Source organism: Aquella oligotrophica (assembly GCF_002892535.1).
GTDB classification, from domain to species: Bacteria; Pseudomonadota; Gammaproteobacteria; order Burkholderiales; family UBA11063; genus Aquella; species Aquella oligotrophica.
The window spans coordinates 1,235,621-1,257,023 of the sequence record NZ_CP024847.1 but is presented as its reverse complement, the minus strand read 5'-3'; the positions used below and the strand labels follow the sequence as shown (position 1 = coordinate 1,257,023).

Sequence of the window (21,403 nt, the reverse complement as noted above, 5' to 3'; positions counted from 1 at the left end):
AAAATAATGTCATTAGTTAAAGTTATTTGAATACAACAGCGTTGTATTATAAGTAGTTGTAGGGCTGTCTTGTTTAAATATAGCGCTAACTCAAACAACTATCTTTTCTACTCCTTTGTTAACGTTTGAAAGATATGGATTAATTACTTTAGGTATTTTAGTTGCAATATTTTTCATTATTAACTAAGAATTAGATTTTTATAAGGTATTATGGATAAAAATATGAATACAAATAAAGGATTTACAATTATTGAACTAATGATAGCAGTTGCCATCATTGGTATTTTAGCAGCAATTGCAATACCAGCATATCAGAACTATATAATTAGAGCAAAAGTATCTGAGGCAATTACTTTTGCTGACATGGCAAAAGTAGCTGTTAGTGAATACTATCAGACTAATGGCTCATTCCCAAATGGTAGCGGTTCGTTAAATACTGACTTTGGTTTGCCAGCTGCAGCAAGTATAACCGGGACAAATGTCGCAGGAGTTGATGTACGCTATGACTCTCAAGGCGAGCAGATAGCTATCTTAGTTACGCTAGCAATCAGTGGTCTAACTACTTTTTCAATTGCAATTTTAGGTTCACCCTCGGCATCCGGTATCAATTGGACGTGTATCGTACAGCCAAACTATCAAGATTATGTACCTTCTAGCTGTAGAAATCAGCCGTAATATTCGTCTTTTTGGCATGAATATGGACAGTTTTATGAGTATGTCTCAACTACAATAATGCTATTAGATATTAACTGTTATTAAAGGTTAGGATGGAATGAAATTTACAAATTTGCTATGTTTTATAAGCGCGGTGTTAGTAATCAGTGGATGTAATAACTCAGGTGGAAGCACGATTAGTAATAATCCGGGGCAAACAATTGACGAATTGATTATTGATAGCCCGGGAGTAGTTCCAGTATTTGCTGGTGATCAGACTAAAACGGTATTATTTATTCATAATAATGGTAATCAGGACTTGAATGGTATTAGCTATAAGGTAGATAGTGGTAGTCTACTTATAGATGCTACTAATTGCGAGTCGATAAAAGCTGGTGAAACTTGTGAGCTTAATATCACTACTCCATTACTTAGTGAAGAAACACACACTGGAAGTGCAATCATTGAAGCTAGCCAGAACGGCACATCTATCAGACAATTAATCCGTTATGCATTAATCGATGAAAAAGAGGCATCGCAGGGAGAGTTTAAATTCAGCGATAATCTGATTTTAGATAATTCACATAATCAATATCATACTGTATATTTGTATTCAGCAACTAATAAAAACTATCATTTAGACAAGATAGCCAGCGATAGTAATCTAATTAACATCAGTAAATATCAGGAGGCAGAAGCTGGGAGTAAACACTATATTACAGCAGTTGAAATCCATAATCTAAAAAATAGTGAAACTATAAAAAATAGTCAATTAAGCGCATTGGTTCATGATGAAGACAATCATAATTATTCTATATCTGCACCACTAGAAGTTGTTCCAATGCCTAATGGTGCATTCCTGACTTTCGGCGCGACTCCAGTAATCAACACTTTAAATCAGCGTAGTGGTTCGGTAGTAGTTTTTAATTCTGGGACTGAGTCCGCACAAATTAGCCAGATTAGTTATCCAGAAAGTACTGTAGCAGCTAATGGTGCTAATAGATGTAATTCCAGCTTGAATGCTAATGCTTATTGTTATATTTATTTCAATATTGAATCAAACTCAAATAACGGAAGTGGTGATTTAACTATCCATTATCAACAGCACTCAACCCAGACATTATCTTGGTATAATTCAAAATCTTCTGTAATGCAGATGGGTGTAACTGCGGCACAAAACCCGATTCTTTATTATAATAATCAGGCAGCTACAATAATAACTATTCAAAACCTAGGACAAAATACTCTTGAAAGCATTAATTTAAGTTCAGTCCCAGGCACTATCAGCAATAGTAATTGTAGTAGCCTGCATTCGCTAGCAAGCTGTAGCTTTACCCTTTCAGAGACTTCTGCTTTTACTGTAGCTCAATTTAATATAAATATCAATGGAAATTATCTAGCAAATGGTGTTCGTAAGAACTATAGCAGAAAATTCAGACTTTTAACTGCAAACGCAACGTATGCAACAATAAATGCAATTGCAAGCCCATCAACTGGAGGAGTAGTCTCTGGAGCGGGCACTATAGGCGACCCATGGATTTTTAATATTGGAGCGACTGCTTATATAAGTTTTACTTATACGAATACGGGTAATCAGCCAGCGCAGAATTTCTATGTTAGTACGACAGGACTTAGTAATGGTTGGCAGCTATTTAGTACGACTTGCGGCACGCTAAATTCTAAAATAACCTTTAATAACGGTGCGGTTTGTAATGTTACCTATTCTATAACCACTAATAGTAGCGGTAGTAATAATTTTAGTAATGTCCAGACGGTTGCCAATTGGACAGATCAGGCAAGACCGAATGGAGCAACCCTAACAACTACCCGAAATTTCTATTTCAGTGCTAGTCTCGCATATTCGGTAATTGTTACTCCTAGTGTTGAGCGTGCTAGCGATGGTTATTACCACATGGCTCAAGGGCAATATATTAAGTTAAACTTGAAGATTATGGGAAATAATATTGGTCCAAAAGAAATCCGAATTTTTACGAATAATGATGGCGTAAGCTTTGTTGATGCCAATGGTAACTGGACGCGTAACGGTGTTTTTGACTGTGTTATCAGTTCAAATCAGGAATGTAATATTTATGCAATAGCGACACCGTTTGCTAGTAATATCGATAGAAATTTTGGATTTACTAATATGACTGACTCATCTAATACTATTAACCAAATTGCTTACATTGTTGATAGTGGAAAAACTTCCTACATCACTCTATCAAATAATTTGTCTGGTGCGGCAGGTAGTGGTGGCTACGCTACAGCTGATAGTCTGTGTTCGTTTAATGATATGCATCCTACGGGTAATCCGTATTATGTTAGCGATGTAAAAGCCCTACTACGCGGAAATAATGCTACTATCCCGGGGCGCTTATACTGGAATAAAAACTATGAACCGGTTGGAATCGCAGCAAATGGTAACTTTGATAATCTAGTTGGCAATGCAAATAGTCTATGGAATCCTATTGATGCTGCATATCAAGGTGGTGTATGGACAGGTGGGGTTAATGATGGTGCGGGTTCTAACTGCTCTAATTGGACAACAACCAGCGGAACAGGAGAATATGGAATGGCAAATACCAATGCTTCGGGTTGGAGATCAACTTCTAGTAACGCATGTACTGCGACACATAAACACTACTGCGTAATTACTCAGTAAGCTGATCTAAAAAAGCTGCCACGAAATTGGCAGCTTTATAATTTATTTAGTGGCAACATAAATTCGCCAAAGAGTGATGCTGGAATATTTTTATGATAACCCATTTGATATGCCAGTTTTTTTAGAGACTCAAGATTAGAAACATTAAATTTAGCATATAAGTTACGATTAACTATCTTTGCAACCATGGAGCTGGTATAGTTAATTTGATGACTGAGACTTAATAAATTAGCAATATGCTGATAGGTATCACAGTTAAATAACAAAAATAAAACCTCATGCTCCCGGTTAGTTAACCATTCATCAGTTTTGCTACCTAGTTCCCGTTTACGAGGCTGACTTTCTTTTATAATCTCCTTTAAGCCAAAAAATGGCAGCATGATATTTTCCGGTACACGTCCGGTAATTTTATAACCAATCACATTATTCGTAGCATAGTTTACTAGTGGCTGAAAACTAATGATTATCAACCAGTATTCTGGTCTCCGTGCAAATTTAAGTGATAACCATTGTTTACTTTGTCTGGTTTGCTTACAATATTCTAAAGATTTACGATAGATATCAGTTCGCCATTCATCATTGGTCATGGTGAGGAGATTTTTACCCAAATATGAACCACCAGGCGTATTGGTAAGTGCAGCACCAAATTTATCAGCACTAATCACAATGTAATCTAGATTAGCAATCAAATTATAATTGCCATCAAAAACAGTATCATTCGCTTCTGCAATTAACTGTAAAGCTTTTTCGTCAGTCATAATCAAGGTATATAAGGGAAACGTTAATTGGACAAAGTTTATTATACTAAATTAATTGATTATTTGCATATTTTTTCGAGAATTTGCTGGCTCCTCTGTCCTATTGCTTGTCACTACACTGCAAAAAAGCTACAGCTAATATTAGCTAGATTCATACTATTTTAGCGTAACCCCCTCAAAAATCAGAGTTGGCACGAAAGTGGACAATATTCGCCCGTTGATAGATTTATAATCAATTCATCAGCAAATTATATATGATTAGCTGCAAAGGATTCAGAATCTAATAGACGAAAGGAAATCTATGAAAAGAAATAAAATTAATTTAATTGCCATTTTAACTATGGGTGCGGCATTATTTGCTTGTAGCTCGGGAAGTAGTTCTTCTTCAGCAAATACAGCTACTACTAACCAAAAAATAGTTGCATATACAAAAGATGGTAAACTGTATGAATGGGATATGTTTTTAGCAGGTAAAGTAAATCCGGCATTAAGAGTCCATTATATTCCAGGTAAAATGCCATCTGATATAAAAACACATGTTTTTGATTCATTGAACAAATTTGAACAAGCATTACCACAATTGGACGCTCGCTTTAGTAATCCACCAGTATTAAATACTAATAAAAAAGCTAAAATGAATAAATTAGCTGGGTTGTCAAATGCTTTCGAATCAACAGCAGGCGGGCTATTTCTTGGGGTTATCCCATCAACACAAAACATACTTTTAGGATCTGGAAATAGCGAGTGTTATGCCTCTAACCCGTATATTGAACCAGATACTGTTAGCTCTTCATCAAGCTTCGTAGTTACTACTGCAAACCAACAAAACCAAAGCACTGTTTCAAACTCAGATAATATATCAGTAGGATTTGCAGGATTTAGCACAAGTAATAGCAATACCTATGCTAATAGTTATGAATCAGCCAATGCAACCAGTTCATATAATCTGGCTGCTGCGCTAGCAGCAGTTGTTCAAACTGGGGTACCTTCTACTAATAATCTGACGAGTAATTCAGAAAGTATGTATCAACAATATCCAAATGAGTTCTTACAAAATTGTGGATCTTCAGCCCTGGAAGCATATATTGGTGGGATCTTAACAACCTTAAACATGAATGTTACAGCAAGCTCACAGTCGGCTGCACAATCTTTTTCAGACTCGGTCGCAGCCGGATATAATTCTGACTCGGTATCAAACGCATATACAAGTAGTAGTTCTAATAGTAGTAATTATTCAGCGGTTGATTTCACTTATGACTTATATGGTGATGTGCAATTTGTACAGACTGAAACTATATACGGTGAAAGCGCCAGTTATTATAGTTCATATATAGCAAATGCAATGGCTGGTGAAAGTGCAAACTATATTGCATGTACAGCAAACCCTCCAGATATGTCTGCTTGCTCAAACTACAATTCGGCCATGTCTAGTGCAATTTTAGCGGGAATGGGATATGCGCAAACAGCCGTTGAGGCAACAAATTCAACAGCATATACTACACTCTATCCATTTTCAGATGGAATCAATATTAATACAATTAATGCAACTGGTATCACATCAAGTGGCTATAAAAACCCAACCGTTTCTGCTAATGTCACTAATGCAAATATTCAGATAGTTGCGGCAAACTCCCCTAACATATCAGAAAGTAATGCTATTGTTGACCCATATGCAAATTATGCTCCATCGCTTATTAACGCAATCGGAGTCGCTTATCAACTGAATACCTTGGCTGCCAGAGCTAATTTTCTAGGGAGTATGCCTGGCTTAACAACCAGTAATGAAGCTTCGGTACTCAAGAATATTGCTAACAGCTATTTAAATGACTCCAATCGAATAATTACCGTTGCAAATAACTGTTATGATGCAATCATGGAAAGCTACCCAACTCTAAACCCATCACAATGTAATGAAAATATTGTTCTGCAAAGTTCAAATGCCAGTTTCTCATTATCAGGGTTACCTAATAATGTTTATCAGCTTTATGGTAATTCAACACCTGCTTCTGGTTCACTACAAGAGTTACTACTAAATAATTCAGTGGCACTACAATATGAAATTAATTATTCTGAAGTAGGTACCGGCTATTGGAATGGAGATATGATTCGTGGTGGAAACATGATTCAATTAGGAATGGCATACTTTAATCAGTCAGAAAATTCAAGTGAATTTGGAAACTCACCGGCTTCAACGGGTGGATACATTTATCCAAGCGTAACAACTCCAACTTTGGGTACAACAAACAATAATACCTACTATAATTATGGTACGTCTTATAATTGTACACAATGGTGGCAACCATTGGATGCTGGAGGAGAAGTGTGTAATTTAGTCAACTATCCAACAAGCTCGCTTTATTTTGTTTCTTACACTTCAAATAAGTCGCAGCCAATGATCACTTTTGGGCAAACTACACCAGCTACAATCGAAAGTGTGGGATTAAACAAGGTAATTGCCGCTGGTAGTTATACACAAGATTCCTCAAAAAGTCAAAATTACGCTACCTCTACTTGGGGCGTTGGTATAACAACTCAAATACCTAGTATCGCTCAGCTGGCTGCTGGCAGTTTACTAATGAATTTTTCTTATACTACTAGCGGTTTTATTACCACTACAGGCACTACAAATACTCCAAGCCATTGTTATGCTGGTGTCTATTTGCCAAATGTTGATACTGGCAACTCAACGATAGCCTATGGCTATGGTAATCCAAATGGTTATAACTACCTATGTGGTTCACCAAGTGGGACGGCATGGTTAGCTCTAAGTAACAATCCTACAGATGCTTTTACTGTAAATAGTATTCAGCAGACAATAACATTCACATTCTCACCAATTAGTAATTTCTTCGGTTTTAACTGGTGGCAATAAAATTAATTAGACTTGATCTAACAGGATGATACCATTTAAATTTTTGTTTAATCTAGGAATAGAAACTGCCGTTTATGGTGGTTTCTATTTTCAAATGAGGAACAACTCAAATTTATCAATATTGAATAAATTATGTATCAAGATAGTGGCTTATACTCAACAAAGGACATTTAATCATGAATAAAACTAATTTATCAAACTTAGCCGCAGTTTTATTATTTGGTGCTGGTTTATGTGCCTGTAGCTCAGGTGGGAATAGTTCAAATTCTAATCCAAGTAATAACCTAATCCCGGTAACCGATGGTCCGATAAATCCCCAAATTATTGATGGGCAATTTTATAACTATTATACAACTTCTCCACGTAATTTAACTGCCAAATCTTTAAACAGTAACACTACCTCTAGCTTAGCAAAGTTTGGGATTATGGATTTGGTGCCTTATGCCGAATTTGCCTATTATGGTGTAGAAGCAATTAGTGATACCTTTGATTTAATTACTGGCAATACTCCACAAAATACCTTAAATTCTGATTTTAATGCCATCGAAAGCAGCATTCAGTATTTAACCGAGATTACCACGCAGATTAATACCGATCTTAATGATGCAAATAATAATATTACCAATCTAATTGTTGAAATGAATCAGGATACTACCCATAATAGTCTAGTCAGTTACAATAATGCGGTTATTGGTGTTTATCCAATCTGGAATAGCTTATTTAATACTGTTGATGAATATAACAGTATCGAAAGTTTCGTTAATAGTCCTACTGGGGTTAAGGATTTTGCAAATATCTATAATACAACTTGGTTAGATTATCAGGCAACCAGCTCTTATTATACTTCGATTACCAATACCAATGCAACAAGCGATACTATTTGGAATGGAACTAGTTATAATTTATCTTATATCGCGATTAATAGTCAAAACTATACCGATCTTGGCGGGGCGCTTTATGAAATGGAATCGTTGGTATTAGATTATGTTCCATTTACTGGTGGGAGCGCAATTGCCAATAGTGTTACTACAAATTTAGTTTCCAACTTAAATAGCTATAATTTGTATTTGGTCAATATCTATGAATCATCAATAGCTTCGCTACAAACTGCGTATAATATTGAAGCCACTGCTAACTATATTCGTTATGCCAGTCCGTATAGTAACCCTCCGTATAGTAACCCATTAGATGGTTCAGCTTTGCCACTAGCAACACAGTATAATTGTAAGGGAACCTGTACTCCAGGCAGCCCTGAAGCATATAATGCCTATATTTTGGCACAAACCAATCTTGCCAAGTTTTTTGGGCAGATGATTAATGGCTTATATCTGAGTTTAATGGTTGCATCGTTTACCGATCCGGCGCTATCTGGGCAAGCGGTAATCAATAATTATGCTGAAAGTTATCAGAGCATGATTAATTTAGCCACTATTGCCAAAACTATGCAGGGTAGTTTAAGTCCAACAAATCCAACGGGCTATGCGGTTTCTACTAATCAGGTACCAGTCGGCAGCTGGATTGAAAGTATGAATCTTTATGAAAATCCATATTTGGGTGCGTACAAACAGTGCGCTTCAAACTTGTATAACAATAACCAAATTAATTGTCCACTAATTTTTACGACGCCTTCACAAGGCTATTATGACGGTACGACATTAACTGCGGTAACAGCACAAAATAAGACTAATTCAATTAACCTTAACTGGTGTGCGAATTATAGCGCACCATTAACTAATCTGGGTGCTAATATGCCAGCAGTAAGCGGCTCAGAATCGGGAATTAGCGCAAATACGCATGGTACTATGCAATGTAATACCTATGCTAATTTTAGTACTCAGCCAGGAGCGTCGTTATTATCTTCAAGCCTAACTACTAATGCCAATGGCATCAATTGGTCTACGCAAAGTTGTATCAGTCCTTATACCTGCTCTGATTATTGGAATCCAAACTCACCCAACGTCGCTAGTGGCGTAAACTCATTTGTTACCAATTCAACGCATCAGGGCTATAGTGTGTATTTGAATAATACTAGCTGGGCGGGTAGTAATACCATTATTAGTTCCAATAACTTTAATTTGATGATCGGTTTTAATATGGGCAGTAATGGTGAATTAACTAGCGGTGGAGGAAGTAATACCGAGGTGGGTTATGTTCAGGTTACAACTCCAAATGGTACTATTTTGCCGCTATATCTAGGTTATAGCTATAATAATAGTAATGGTGGTATGAGTCTGCAATGCCCAATGGAATCATTTAATGGTAGCTGTAGTGCATATCCAGTTAACAACAGCTCTATTAGTAATTGGTTACAGTTTAATGTTTCTGATCAGACTTATGCGGTTGGAATCGTGAATACTGCACAGGCGCTGAATGATTTATATACTATTGGGTTGGGTGATATTACAATTTCCCAATGTAATACAACTGGTAATACTGGTGGTTATGGTTATTGTTTCTTCCCAGGAGAACCAAATCAAACACTTAGTTTTGTTGTCCTCGATGGTAGTATTCCTAGCCAATATTATGGAAGTGGCGCTCCAACAACAGGTTATCCGTTATCTGGTGGACAATAGTTATAATCTGTAAAAAGGCTCATGGATTCTCATGAGCTTTTTTAATTAACCAATTTTGGCACAAAAATGGACAACTACTAACTATGTATTAATGTAAAATTCGCCTGCTTTGATCTTTTATTGGTCAAACAAGCTTTTTGACTTTAATTATTTTAAAGGTTTTATTATGCGTAAATTATTAGCACTTATTATGGCGTTGCCTGTATTATCTTTTGCTGCATCATTGGATATGAGCACACTAAAATGTCAAACTAGTCCAGATAGAAAGCCACTAAATATCACAACTGCGACAACGTTAAAACAAGTACAGGATAATTGTCTGATTGCAGATGAGAAAAAACATGATGGTATGTATGAGGTAAAATTTAAAAACGATACTACTGGTAAAAATGTAAAATGTGATTTTGCTAGTGATTCACCAACCGCAGTTGTTAACGGTTGTCGTTAAGAATTTTAAGACTATGAAGCTATCTGCTAGGTATAACTTACTCCATTTTTGCTTTTCTCCCTCTGTATCTAGCTGATGGCTTCTTTATTTATTTCACAATTATTTTCAACAAACACTCTACTGCAACTGGAATTGACAGTAAGGCTGTCCACACCCCGGGAAAATAATGAATCCCCAGATGGTAATGGTTGTTCTCGATAAATGGGTAAATATAGTTCAAAGGCTGATTTAAAATAATATATAGACAAATTACTAAAGAAAATAATTCACCCAATAGATTTTCTTGAGAAATCTTAATAATTGCCAATACGCCAATAATCAAAACCGCTGAATTTTCAATAATAGAATAGTCTAAGGTATTTAGAAGCACTCCAACCCTTGGCGCAAACTGAAAAAATGCTTTTTCTTGAAAATTAATTGTCAATAATACTATTATTAATAATAGCTCCTTATTAATATTTACCGTAGCATCAACTCTCCTAAACCTCCAGATAAGTAGCGATATTATAGATGCTAATAAGATACAAATAAATCCTGGGGTTAATGCATTAGCTGTAATTACCATCGTTATAGACAATATCCATAAAACCAATAATAAAGAAAACCACAGGTTTAAATGTTTTAAAGAAGGCTTCATGATTATACAACTTTCAGAATATTTTCTGAAAAAGAGGTTGTATAACATCCTAATATTTACAATAATGATCATCATTGCAGAGATATAATGCCAATCAGAAATATTCTGCAATGCTCCACTACTCACTTTATATAACTGGTATATTCCAGCTATTAATCCCGTTAACAATGTAAAGATTAATGTGTGAATTCCAACAAATGATTGCTTAACCAAAAGTGTTCCACCAGACAGTAGTAACCCAAGAAAAAGGTATTCAGGATGAAATGGCATTTGAAATAATGGATTGGCAGCAATAAAAAATACCCAGCTAATAATGGAATAACCAAATGAAATAATAAGTATTCTACTATTTGAATCTATTTTATTTTTCAGATAAAAAGCTCCAATAAGCGAACTTAATGAAAATATTAAAAAGCTAACACCAAATTTGATACCTAATTTGGTGGTGATAAAAAAGCCAACTGTTAGGCTGGCACACATAATTGTGATAAGTTCAGTTATTAGACTAGTCCGCAATTTAATAATTGCCTTTAACGCAACGTTGAATGTAAGGATAAGTTGTGGTTATAAAATATGCATATATCCCATCAGGAAATTCCTGGGTTTTTACCGTTGCCCCATTACATTCGTCAAGATTTCCAAGTCCGGCAACATACTCATAATCCTGAGTAAATGTTCCCATGGGGTATTGTGTAGTTGATGGTCTACCTGCATCAGGCGTAGTTTTTAACTGATAACTTGATACCATTGCCACAACACTACTTGAGATATTATTGGGATCACTATAACCATATAAAAGATAGATAGGGAAGCCATCCACAGCCCAGCCACCAAGTATGGGTTTGGAAGGTACTCCAGTAGAACCAGATAATAAATCAAGATAACCAATTGGTAATCCATGATAGTGGTATTTTCCCGTGGGTTGGACATGCCCATTATCATTATCCAAACCAAGATTAAGTGCTTTATTTGGCGACTCTGAAGATGGATTTATTGCTTCAATATTCCAAATTTTCCCATCATTTCTAACTACTTCGGCAGTCCCCGGATCAAGTGCCACGCCATTATTCATATACCCCACTGTTGGTGCTACAGCTTTGACGCTACCTATAATTGGAGTAACAGTTGCTGTAAATGATACATTCTGAGAACTAATCGTATTGGGGCAGTAGGTATTTGGAAATGTCCCAACCATCTGATCAGAAGGAATTCCATTACCTGTAAGAGTTCTTGCTGTTGAACTACAGATTTCATTTGAAATGCTTGTCATTCCAAGATTATTTAATGTTTGTTGATTGTAAGGGCAAAACCATGCCACCGTCGAATATGAAGATGGACCTGGTGTTGGCGACGGAGTAGGAGTTGGACTGGGTGTTGGCGACGGAGCAGGAGTTGGGGCTGGGCTACTGCTGCTACCACCATTACATGAACTTAAATTTATTGCCGATATGCTCGCCAATAATAAAATAGCAAAATTACAGTTTTTCATAACCCCTCACTTATTGCGAAATATTTTTTAAATAATTATGCAATATTAGCATACTTTATCTTCAGATGCTAATCCAAAATGGACCAAAAAATTCAGTTTTTAAAGTAGAAAGATTATGACGTAATTAAAATATGTGGATTTCTAGAAAATTTAAGCGATTCAAGTAAGAGTTTTAAATTAGTCAAGCTCATAGCGATACACCCCTCTGTTCCAGTTCTCTGCCCACGCCAAATATGTAGAAAAATTGCACTACCTTTTCCCGGAATTACTGGGTTGGTATTATAATCAATTATTGCGCCCAAAGCATATAAGCCATCTGGACGTAACATTATTTCATAGCTTCTAGCAGAAGTACCCCCACTTATCCAACAATTATAATCTGGATGCTCCGAATCATCAATATACTTATCTTCAGAACTTATCCGCCGAAAAGGCATTTTATTTATCTTTGAATCTAATAAAGTGCCAAAAATAAGACTTATTTTATATAAACCTAGTGGGGTCTTGTTATCCCCTTCCTGTTTATTGCCTGTTGCTCCATTTTTACCAACTACAGCAGGAAGATCAATTAATGGGCTAGTCCATTTACCCTCATTATAAGAAAATAAATTTACAGAAGCCACAGGTATATCAGGAGAGATATTCACAACAACTAACTGAAATATATTTAACTTAGTTAGTTCGCCAAATAATCTTTCATCAAAAATCATTATCCTGCCCCATCCTATAAAAGCCGACTAATCCCAAGATACTCACAAATAATAGTACCAAAGCATTAACTATTGGTGTAGAGCTAACTCCAATTTGTTTGGCAAAGAAAATGCTAAGGCTGCTACTTACATAACCAACTACAACAATTCCAATCGCTGAGCCAATAATAAGAAGAATAATATTTACAGGAATATCAAAATAATCATGATGAACAATTCGGTTAATAATGCTATTTAAAAAATTATAAAGTAATGCCATAACTACAACGCTTAAACCAACTAGATAGTGGAAATATAGATTAAAGTGAATAATACTTATAAGCAGAAAATAAGCTAGGATACAATAGGTAAATAATTTTGAAACATCAACCTTCTGAAATAAATAGCGAAAAAACACTCCACCAAGCAGTGAAACTATACTACAAATTAAAATTATATTTGCAATCGCAGTTGGTGACCAGTTCTCACCATATTGCAATAAAAAAGGTAAATTAAAATACCACTTTACAAGAAAGACTCCAGTCATCAGATTAACGGCTAATCGTGCTGTTAGCTCTTTGCGACTAGATTTAAGTTTGGCTACAATACTTGTAACTGGCAATAGTTGGAAACTCACTAAAGAATACTTATGAAGATAACAGTCAAAAATAGCAGTTAGAAAACTCAATGCAAGCGTAGGTATAACCATAACTTCCATTTGATTAAAATGATGACTACCACCAATTACCGATGCCTTGATACAAAAGCTAGCAGCAAATAACCCACACGCAATTGAAATAAAAAAGCCCTGTGTCAGAAATAAATATTTACTTCTATCTTTAGCGATTACAAGTAAGCTGCTTATTCGAAGGAGCTTTTCATAGCCATTACAAAATAAAAAGACAACAGATGTCAACACAAAAGTAAATTTAAGACTATCGGGATAATGTAGTTTAAATAATTTTAGTCCCAAGGCAAAAAATGACAAATATAAAAATAAACCAAAATAACTAAAATATTCCAAATATCGGAACTTCAGCCTGTAATATTTTTTATTAAACAATAAATAAGCAACAATAAAACTACCAATAATTGTAAGACAAAAGATCAGCTCAAAATAGATTGTTACCGGATACCAGCCATTAGTATTAAAAATAAGCATGGCAATAGAATGGTGATGTGACAAAAGAAGAAAATAGCCACAATACTCAATAACGACTCGGAGGAAAAAGGCTAGTATCTGTTTTTGCTCGATAGCACTAAAGTGATTAGCCCAAATATAATACCATGGGGATTTCTTTATCATTTATATCAAAGTATCTGTTTATTTGGCAGCGATTATAACAAGAAAAATTAGCATCTGCAAAGCTTATTTACATAAAACTAAAATAATATTAAGAAGTTAATCATTAAGAGTCATTGCTTTTTAGATCAAGGATTTCCCCAATGCCAATGTCTTTTAGCTTATCTTTTTCTTCGATGAATAAACCTTGAATTTTTTTGAGTGGCTCACTATAAGGCTCATCGGTAAGATCATAAGTAGCATAATGCATCGGTATCAAATACTTCGCCCCCAAATCATGATAAGCCTGCTTGGCTTCTTCTGGATTGATATGACTATACTGCATAATATTTCTTGGCATATAGGCACCAACCCCCAATATGGCATAATCAATATCCGGAATAAGTTGTCCAATTTCCGCGAAGTGTGGTGAATAACCACTATCACCCATAAAATAAATGGTTGAATTTTTACCACGAATTATAAAACTTCCCCACAAACGTAAATTACGATCACGCAAACTACGATTCGACCAATGTAGGGCAGGCATAAAATAAATCTCTACCCCATCGGCAAATAGTGGAAATTTTTGATACCAACCAGCTTCAATTACGGTATTGCTAATTCTCCATCTTTTCTGTAATAACTCTGCCGTCCCTAGACCACAATAGATTTTAAGCTCAGGATTTATTTTAGCAAGCCTCCTCACAGTTTTTTTATCCAAATGATCATAATGGGCATGTGAAATCAGAATATAATCAATTGAATCATAATCTTTAAGCTGAAAGGGAATTTTTGCCCGCCGCTTAACTAAGGGAATATCCGCAAATACTGGATCAAGAAGGATATTGCAACCATTTAAAGTCACAAGAAAACTGGCATGACCAAGCCAAACAACCTTATCTCGAGTGCGATCAAATATTGCTGGATCATCAAGTGTATCAAGACGAAAGGCATCTGCACGCTTTTCTTCCATTTGTGGGTTTTTTGAAGTTTTCCAACGCAGGATATCTTTTAATTTTGGTGCAGCAACCTTCTGATAGTTAAGAAATCTACCATTTTTCTTCAAATTACCTTTATATTCAGGCTTAACTGATTCCAGTTTTTTATTTAACTGATATTCTATTTCCATACCCCACCCTTACAAATAACTGACACTAATATAAGCACTACCTAACCCAACAATGTTGTGGAGGAAACGCAGTTTTAATCCGATCTGTCGTATGTGGCGAATAATATCTCATATGCCAGTCAATAAAACGAATATTCATAAAAGCAATATCAGCTGTACGTACTTTCCACGAAGAAGTGCCATTAAAGGATGGAATATAACTTGTTACCTCGGATTCATCTATCACTGACCACGAACGATTAGTATATACCAACCGATAAGTTACCTCTCTTTTTATTGACTGGGGATAACGATAATAATTTAACCCAGCAAACTCGCCAGCGACATTAAACTGAACCCGAACACTAGCTCTGGTATCATTAATCATTAATAAATGTGAATGATAGCTTTCGATAAACATCCCACAATCAGGTACTCCTGCATCAGGAAAATCAATATATGGAGTCAATTTATTCCATGACTCATTATTATCCAAAACTCGCAAAAAATTATTCATTGAAGCTAAAACTTGCTGTTTTTCTACCGATGAAACTGCTAATGCTGGTTTTAGCAAAAAACACAGTACTAGAGTTATAAAAAAGCTTTTATACATTTGCCTCATTATTTTTAGCCTCTGATTTAGCTGTTTCGGCAGCAGCAACAATATCATACATATCCGCACCATAATTCCATACCCGGTCGATATATTCCTCACCCCAGTCCTCAAGGAGCATATTCATTTGATAAGCAGTGACATCATCCGGCATCGGACTTGCTAAGAAGGGGTTTTCCGGATTATGATGAATGTATTCCACATCAAATAGCTCCCTACTCATTTTAAAATAATCACGCGTACTTAAAATATAGGCATGCCAAACATCATCCAAATAATGTAAATTATCCATCATAAAATATTTACCATTTTCAAGCTCACTCCGATGTGAGGTATAAAGCCAGCGCATAAAATCAGTAAACCATTGCTTGGCAATTTGTCTACTCCAGCGATTTTCATGCATTAAACGGTAAATAGTTGGCGTATTCTCCCAACTATCAATGACAGATTTTTCAGGTAATCTCATTCTCATTATCCAAAAAAAATGCTGATGAAGAATCTCCATCAGCCATATAGCAAATTATTTTTAGCAAATTAACCAATGTGGTTGCAATTACTTTTGCTTGAACAACTACCGCTACATTTACCTTTGCTGCATGAACCGCCACCACCACCCATACATGATTCTTTTTTACATGCATTTAGTGCTTGTAACGCCAAAATTTTTTGAATTGTAGACATATAAAAATACTCCAACAATAATTATCAGTTAATAAATTATTAAAATAAAGCTACAGTATAAATCAGATTGAAACAGTTTGTCAAAACTATTATTCTTTACATAAAGGGCGATAACAACTACCACCCTTTATTAAGATAATACGTATTACTTTTTAGCCCACGCTTGCGTCCATGCAGTACCTGTTCCTGGAGCATATGCCCAAGCTGCACCACTACACCAACCCGGCTGGATACACTCATATAAGTTACCATCAGTACCAGCAACTACCTGATTTTTTGAATAAGTAGTTCCTTCTTTATATGTCTCATAACCAACTGGAGCTGGTTTTGGATCATATACCATCCAAGCATCAGAGTTTAATGGATATGCTTTTGAGTTACACCATGAAACATACTTACATGAATACATCTTACCATTACTACCATCCATTACAATCTCACCAGATTTGTAAGAACCAATTCCATCTGGATAGATTTTATATTTGGAAATTGGAGTTGTACCATTACGAATTACATAAGATGAATAAGTTGTATCATCAGAAGCCTTATGGATATAAACCCGATTAGCACCACCATCAACAAACTTAACCTGAGTTCCTTCTAAAACACCAGCTTTAACTTTAAGCCCATCATTAAATACATGTTTATTAATTGCCTGAACCATCAATTTTTCAACATTTTTAACATTTGCTGCAGTTTTGATTTCAACTGGCTCAATAGTCTGTTCAACACCAGCAATATTCAAAGAGAATAATAACTTATCACCGGCTTTGATATTTCCATTGCCTAGCCAGAACTTTAATTCCTGACCTGTAGGAGTCCATTGATTAACTACTGGATTAGGATCTTTCTTTTTACTAATCTTGTAACTATAAGTCATGGTTGGATCAGCAAGAGTATTATTTAGATAAACAAAATCTTGAGTTTGATCTGCCGAATCGTAAGTTACAGTACCTTCCTTGGCATTTAATTTACCAACTGCAACCACCTGAGTAATTGTAGTATCTTCATTAATTTTTTTCGCAAGGATACTATCCCAAGTATCTTTATTATTTTTAGTTACAGATAAAGAATAAGTTGCTAATGTACTAGTAACTCCAGCTTTATTTTTCTGATATAATTCAAAAGTAACTAATTGACCAGCACCTACAGCACCTAATTTTTGTATCCAAGGTTCTGCATTAGTTGTAATTGGCGACCAGATTTCTTCAGGTTTGATTGGTGTACCACCTTTAAATTTCACATCAGAACACGAAATAAAGTTTTCACCTGCCGCATCTTGACGTTGCCATACAGTTACAAGAACCTGTTTTTCAGCACCTTGAATCGTTGGCAATTTACATTTCCAGCTACCAGTATCTGATTTGGTAGAAATTGGCACAGAGCATAGTAAGGTTAAATCACTCCAAGTTGGATTAGCATTATATTGTGTACCCTTATAGTTAGTAATAAATACAAACATATTACTTGGTTGATGCCATGCTGTATAAGTCCATTTAAATTGTAAATCTTGTCCATAATTTACTGTAGTCATATGCGCTTCAGGAACTGGTGTATCCAACGAACTCCAACGTCCACCTTGACTACAAATATTACGCCCTTGTGCCGGATGAAAAGCCTTGAAGAAACCTAATGCACCACCGTTATAATAATTAAGGATTCCATCATAATCACTACCGCCACCGCCAGTCAAATTTGCGGCTACTGATTGCGGTTCCCATACCACTGGTGCCATCCCTTGCAGTTTCTGATATTCTGTACGTGATAATGGATAAGTTTGCCAACCATGAGCAAACACCTGTGCTCCAGCAGTAGCACCAAGGACTAAAAGTAAAAGTTTTTTCATATAAATACCTTCCTAAATTTCAAAATTGAGAACAAATTATAACCATATTATTGATTTATTTTAACCAACCATTTTGGTGGGGAATCACACCTAACCAAATAGATATGATAACTAATCAATAATATCGTAACTTAAAACATATAAAACTAAAAACATGTGCAAGACAGCACTCATATCGAATACTGCCTCACTAAGAACCACTCTTACTTATTTTAAAGTAGCAATCTGTAACGGAGAGTTAACAAGAATCTTATCAGCAAATCCTGATGAACCCCATACTACTGACAGAGCCTGGCTATCAATATTAGTGCTAACACTATACCAGCTACCATCTAGATTGTTATAAGCATATAGTTCAGGATGGAAGTTACCAGTATACCAACCATAAGAGTCTGTTTCATTAACCATACGAGTTAAGACAATGCTTGGAATCATCCCATTACTATTCCAATTAACTTGCATATTGCTAATCTGTCTGGCAAATGGATTATTCGGATCAGTTTCTTCAGTATGAACTCCATTTTCATTCCAACCAGCAACTGCACCAAATAACTCAGTTGTACGACCATTAGCAGTATATTCAACCGCACCATTATCCATAGCTATTACTGCTTTAATATTGGCATCATTGGCTTCCCACTTCACAGAAACCTGAGACATATCTAAAGGTCCATCTTGGTAATCATTAGCATTAAACTTATACAAAGTTGTAGTCTTATTTGTTCCCACATTTAAAAGTTGTACACTCTGATTACCGCTATATACGACTCTTGGTTCATCTTTAGACCAATCTGCCTGGAAGATATGACCCGTTACATCAGCAATTGCATGGATAGAACCATTGTTATAATACATTAAGCTCGATGTACCATAGTACTCTGCATGTACATAAAAGATTACTTTATCACTACCTGGTGCCAGACTAATTTCACCCACTTCATGATTAGCTGAGTAAATTTGCTCCCATCTTGCAGAAGCCTCAGCTGAGTTATATAAATACACTTCGCCATAAGGTTTAAGATTATTTAAATCATAATGTGTAGAAGCAATTGCAATTCTTGGCGTGGTATTTGACCAATCCACAGAAATCTCAGACATATCCAGTCTTGAATTTACACTATACGGAATATTTGGTAATGATTTCCAAGTAACCCCATCATAATACTGTACGTTTGCTCCCCATACCACTACTATATGTGGTGTACCATTTGACCAGTTAACATCAACTCGTTGATTTACATTACCCATAAGAGGATGAATATCTTTATAGCCCAAGTTGGTCATTTTGTTTGATTTAATATCAAGAAGCTTAATTTGACCATCAAAACCAGTTATAACTGCCTTTGAACCATCTGGCGATGCTGAAACTGCAGATGAATCTCCTCCAGCAGTTTTAGCCCATTTATACTGGTTTGTCGGCTTAATAACTGGCTCAACTTGTGGATTTTTGCCTTGATGAAATTCAATACTCACGTTTTTAACTTTTGGTGCTACTGATTTTACTACTACGCCATTAGCATACTCAGTTTTACCTTTTGGAACACTAGCACTAATCCCCAAAGTAAGACCTGTTTCAACTTGGTATTTTGCACTAGTGCTTAACTGAGTACTTACATAGCTATACTTATTGCCCAAATCCTGAAAATTAACATTAGCATTATCACCATTAGCAAGACCAGTAACTTTAACTGTCAATGGGTGAGTTTCATGTTTAGCTTCTACCATTGGAATCATGAAAGCATTCGAATTGCCAGTTTTAACTTCTACTTTATTTTCACTGTCCTCTACAAAGTATTTATTTTGTGCCAGATCTGCCAAACCTGTAGAAGTTTTAACCACATACTCATGTGCTGCATCGCTAATCGGTAATTTGACATTAAACGATTTACCCTGTTTGATATCAGCACCTGCCACAACCTCATTATGAGCCTTAGTATTGATTACATCTACGTGTAATGTACCAGTATAGCTATCTAGTACTGATGGCAAAGTAATCTTAACTGTACCAGTTTTTACCGAATTATCTTTAGTAACTTTAACTGTTACAACGTCTTTCGTAAGGTCTTCTGCATTAAGAGTAATTGTTTTTGGGCTAACTACAGTTTTTGTATTTTCAAGAGGCAATACATTAACTGTATATTTCTGATTATTATATAATCCATCAACTGGTTGGGTGTATTCCTGCCCCAAATATTCTTTAGGTACTACAAAAGACTGAACTGATTTGCCTTCCAAATCATTGATACTCACCTGTAAACCAGCACAACTATCTGTTTTAAGGTTGCAACCAGCCTTTGTTGTATCTATATTGATAAACATAACACCATCAGCTTTTTCCACTGGAGCATCAGCATCTAAAACATACATACTCTGATTTGCTGCATTCTGATCAAATTTAGCACCGGGATCTGCCAAAACTGGCACATCATATACTACTTTATTACCAGCAGGAAGGCTCAAGCCATGAAACTCTCCACTTGCCGGAATTTCACCAAAATACTCACCATCCATCAATCTGGCAGTACTACCATTCCAGTTGTCTTTCTCATGCACTACCCCACCACTACCATGGTAACCAAAAGCGACATTTTCACCATGATTATCCACACCACTAAATACGATAGGATGTTTATCCATAGTCACATTTACGCCACAATTATTAGTTACAGTTAATAATGTATGCCCAGATTGACCTGAACCAGTTGTATCCGAGAAAGCCGCACTCAAACATTTTGATTGAGTAAAAATTGGTTTTTTAGCTGCTGAATGAAGAGATTTTGCCTGACGATCAGCGCCACCATTAATCTGATTTCCAGCACCAGAAGCCGATGAGCCGCCATTGCATGCTGCTAATGATAAACTACCTCCAGCTATTAAAATTGCTGATAGTTTTTTTAATTGATTAGTTTTCATAAAATATCTCCTTGATGATTAGTTACTAATTAAAATCTTCCATAACGTTATAATAACAACCATTGATAATCCACCGATATAGCCATATCGGCAATCTACCTATACAGTTTTGACGGAATGAAGAGCATTAGCTGATTTGATATTTGTGATGAAAAAGAATAAAAAAAGAGGCCAC

At 35.7% G+C, this 21,403-nt stretch carries 16 protein-coding genes; 5 read left to right on the top strand and 11 right to left on the bottom strand.

Annotation, left to right across the window (positions count from 1 at the left end):
- Positions 1 to 222 precede the first annotated feature (222 nt).
- Together CUN60_RS05775 and CUN60_RS05770 are read left to right on the top strand one after the other, a co-directional pair.
- A complete protein-coding gene (locus CUN60_RS05775) occupies positions 223 to 675 on the top strand; it encodes a pilin (RefSeq protein WP_102951121.1) in 453 nt (150 codons plus the stop codon).
- Positions 676 to 772: 97 nt separating this feature from the next.
- Positions 773 to 3,316, top strand: coding sequence for a hypothetical protein (locus CUN60_RS05770; protein WP_102951120.1), 2,544 nt, complete (start codon positions 773 to 775; stop codon positions 3,314 to 3,316).
- A gap of 35 nt (positions 3,317 to 3,351) precedes the next feature.
- On the opposite strand, the gene CUN60_RS05765 is transcribed toward CUN60_RS05770, so the two are convergent.
- Positions 3,352 to 4,074, bottom strand: a complete 723-nt coding sequence (locus tag CUN60_RS05765) for a helix-turn-helix domain-containing protein (protein WP_102951119.1) — start codon at positions 4,072 to 4,074, stop codon at positions 3,352 to 3,354.
- Between the two features lie 301 nt (positions 4,075 to 4,375).
- On the opposite strand from CUN60_RS05765, the gene CUN60_RS05760 reads away from it, so the two are divergent.
- The 3 genes from CUN60_RS05760 to CUN60_RS05750 all read left to right on the top strand — a co-directional run bounded on the left by CUN60_RS05760 (position 4,376) and on the right by CUN60_RS05750 (position 9,967).
- Positions 4,376 to 6,946 carry a hypothetical protein gene (locus CUN60_RS05760; protein ID WP_102951118.1) on the top strand — a complete coding sequence of 857 codons (2,571 nt, stop codon included), beginning with the start codon at positions 4,376 to 4,378 and terminating at the stop codon, positions 6,944 to 6,946.
- Positions 6,947 to 7,122: 176 nt separating this feature from the next.
- Positions 7,123 to 9,519 (top strand): hypothetical protein, encoded by a 2,397-nt coding sequence (locus CUN60_RS05755; RefSeq protein WP_102951117.1) that lies wholly within the window; start codon positions 7,123 to 7,125, stop codon positions 9,517 to 9,519.
- 166 nt (positions 9,520 to 9,685) lie between these two features.
- A complete protein-coding gene (locus tag CUN60_RS05750) occupies positions 9,686 to 9,967 on the top strand; it encodes a hypothetical protein (protein WP_102951116.1) in 282 nt (93 codons plus the stop codon).
- Positions 9,968 to 10,055: 88 nt separating this feature from the next.
- Here CUN60_RS05750 and CUN60_RS05745 read toward each other — a convergent pair whose 3' ends face one another.
- The 10 genes from CUN60_RS05745 to CUN60_RS05705 all read right to left on the bottom strand — a co-directional run bounded on the left by CUN60_RS05745 (position 10,056) and on the right by CUN60_RS05705 (position 21,228).
- Entirely contained in the window at positions 10,056 to 11,120 is a 1,065-nt protein-coding gene (locus CUN60_RS05745) for a hypothetical protein (RefSeq protein ID WP_102951115.1), read from the bottom strand.
- Position 11,121: 1 nt separating this feature from the next.
- Entirely contained in the window at positions 11,122 to 12,093 is a 972-nt protein-coding gene (locus tag CUN60_RS05740) for a YHYH protein (protein WP_102951114.1), read from the bottom strand.
- 113 nt (positions 12,094 to 12,206) lie between these two features.
- Entirely contained in the window at positions 12,207 to 12,803 is a 597-nt protein-coding gene (locus CUN60_RS05735) for a L,D-transpeptidase family protein (RefSeq protein WP_102951113.1), read from the bottom strand.
- Complete coding sequence (locus CUN60_RS05730; RefSeq protein ID WP_102951112.1) at positions 12,793 to 14,088, bottom strand: hypothetical protein; 1,296 nt, start codon at positions 14,086 to 14,088, stop codon at positions 12,793 to 12,795. The genes CUN60_RS05735 and CUN60_RS05730 overlap by 11 nt, the downstream gene beginning before the upstream one ends.
- Before the next feature lie 103 nt (positions 14,089 to 14,191).
- A complete protein-coding gene (locus tag CUN60_RS05725) occupies positions 14,192 to 15,196 on the bottom strand; it encodes an MBL fold metallo-hydrolase (RefSeq protein WP_102951111.1) in 1,005 nt (334 codons plus the stop codon).
- A 37-nt stretch (positions 15,197 to 15,233) separates the two neighbouring features.
- The gene (locus CUN60_RS05720; RefSeq protein WP_102951110.1) at positions 15,234 to 15,788 is read right to left on the bottom strand and encodes a hypothetical protein; all 555 of its coding nucleotides are present in this window, start codon (positions 15,786 to 15,788) and stop codon (positions 15,234 to 15,236) included.
- Entirely contained in the window at positions 15,781 to 16,254 is a 474-nt protein-coding gene (locus tag CUN60_RS05715) for a glycine-rich domain-containing protein (RefSeq protein ID WP_102951109.1), read from the bottom strand. Before CUN60_RS05715 ends, CUN60_RS05720 begins: the two co-directional genes overlap by 8 nt.
- Positions 16,255 to 16,322: 68 nt before the next feature.
- Complete coding sequence (locus tag CUN60_RS12905; protein ID WP_158649307.1) at positions 16,323 to 16,469, bottom strand: hypothetical protein; 147 nt, start codon at positions 16,467 to 16,469, stop codon at positions 16,323 to 16,325.
- Positions 16,470 to 16,614: 145 nt separating this feature from the next.
- Positions 16,615 to 18,315, bottom strand: coding sequence for a lytic polysaccharide monooxygenase (locus CUN60_RS05710; RefSeq protein ID WP_102951108.1), 1,701 nt, complete (start codon positions 18,313 to 18,315; stop codon positions 16,615 to 16,617).
- A gap of 207 nt (positions 18,316 to 18,522) precedes the next feature.
- Positions 18,523 to 21,228 carry a hypothetical protein gene (locus CUN60_RS05705; RefSeq protein WP_102951107.1) on the bottom strand — a complete coding sequence of 902 codons (2,706 nt, stop codon included), beginning with the start codon at positions 21,226 to 21,228 and terminating at the stop codon, positions 18,523 to 18,525.
- Positions 21,229 to 21,403: the final 175 nt, after the last annotated feature.

Bases quoted from the DNA above. Each gene is read 5' to 3' on its own strand.
- CUN60_RS05775 (WP_102951121.1), top strand. From the start codon at position 223: ATGAATACAAATAAAGGATTTACAATTATTGAACTAATGATAGCAGTT.
- CUN60_RS05770 (WP_102951120.1), top strand. From the start codon at position 773: ATGAAATTTACAAATTTGCTATGTTTTATAAGCGCGGTGTTAGTAATC.
- CUN60_RS05765 (WP_102951119.1), bottom strand. From the start codon at position 4,074: ATGACTGACGAAAAAGCTTTACAGTTAATTGCAGAAGCGAATGATACT.
- CUN60_RS05760 (WP_102951118.1), top strand. From the start codon at position 4,376: ATGAAAAGAAATAAAATTAATTTAATTGCCATTTTAACTATGGGTGCG.
- CUN60_RS05755 (WP_102951117.1), top strand. From the start codon at position 7,123: ATGAATAAAACTAATTTATCAAACTTAGCCGCAGTTTTATTATTTGGT.
- CUN60_RS05750 (WP_102951116.1), top strand. From the start codon at position 9,686: ATGCGTAAATTATTAGCACTTATTATGGCGTTGCCTGTATTATCTTTT.
- CUN60_RS05740 (WP_102951114.1), bottom strand. From the start codon at position 12,093: ATGAAAAACTGTAATTTTGCTATTTTATTATTGGCGAGCATATCGGCA.
- CUN60_RS05735 (WP_102951113.1), bottom strand. From the start codon at position 12,803: ATGATTTTTGATGAAAGATTATTTGGCGAACTAACTAAGTTAAATATA.
- CUN60_RS05730 (WP_102951112.1), bottom strand. From the start codon at position 14,088: ATGATAAAGAAATCCCCATGGTATTATATTTGGGCTAATCACTTTAGT.
- CUN60_RS05725 (WP_102951111.1), bottom strand. From the start codon at position 15,196: ATGGAAATAGAATATCAGTTAAATAAAAAACTGGAATCAGTTAAGCCT.
- CUN60_RS05720 (WP_102951110.1), bottom strand. From the start codon at position 15,788: ATGTATAAAAGCTTTTTTATAACTCTAGTACTGTGTTTTTTGCTAAAA.
- CUN60_RS05715 (WP_102951109.1), bottom strand. From the start codon at position 16,254: ATGAGATTACCTGAAAAATCTGTCATTGATAGTTGGGAGAATACGCCA.
- CUN60_RS12905 (WP_158649307.1), bottom strand. From the start codon at position 16,469: ATGTCTACAATTCAAAAAATTTTGGCGTTACAAGCACTAAATGCATGT.
- CUN60_RS05710 (WP_102951108.1), bottom strand. From the start codon at position 18,315: ATGAAAAAACTTTTACTTTTAGTCCTTGGTGCTACTGCTGGAGCACAG.
- CUN60_RS05705 (WP_102951107.1), bottom strand. From the start codon at position 21,228: ATGAAAACTAATCAATTAAAAAAACTATCAGCAATTTTAATAGCTGGA.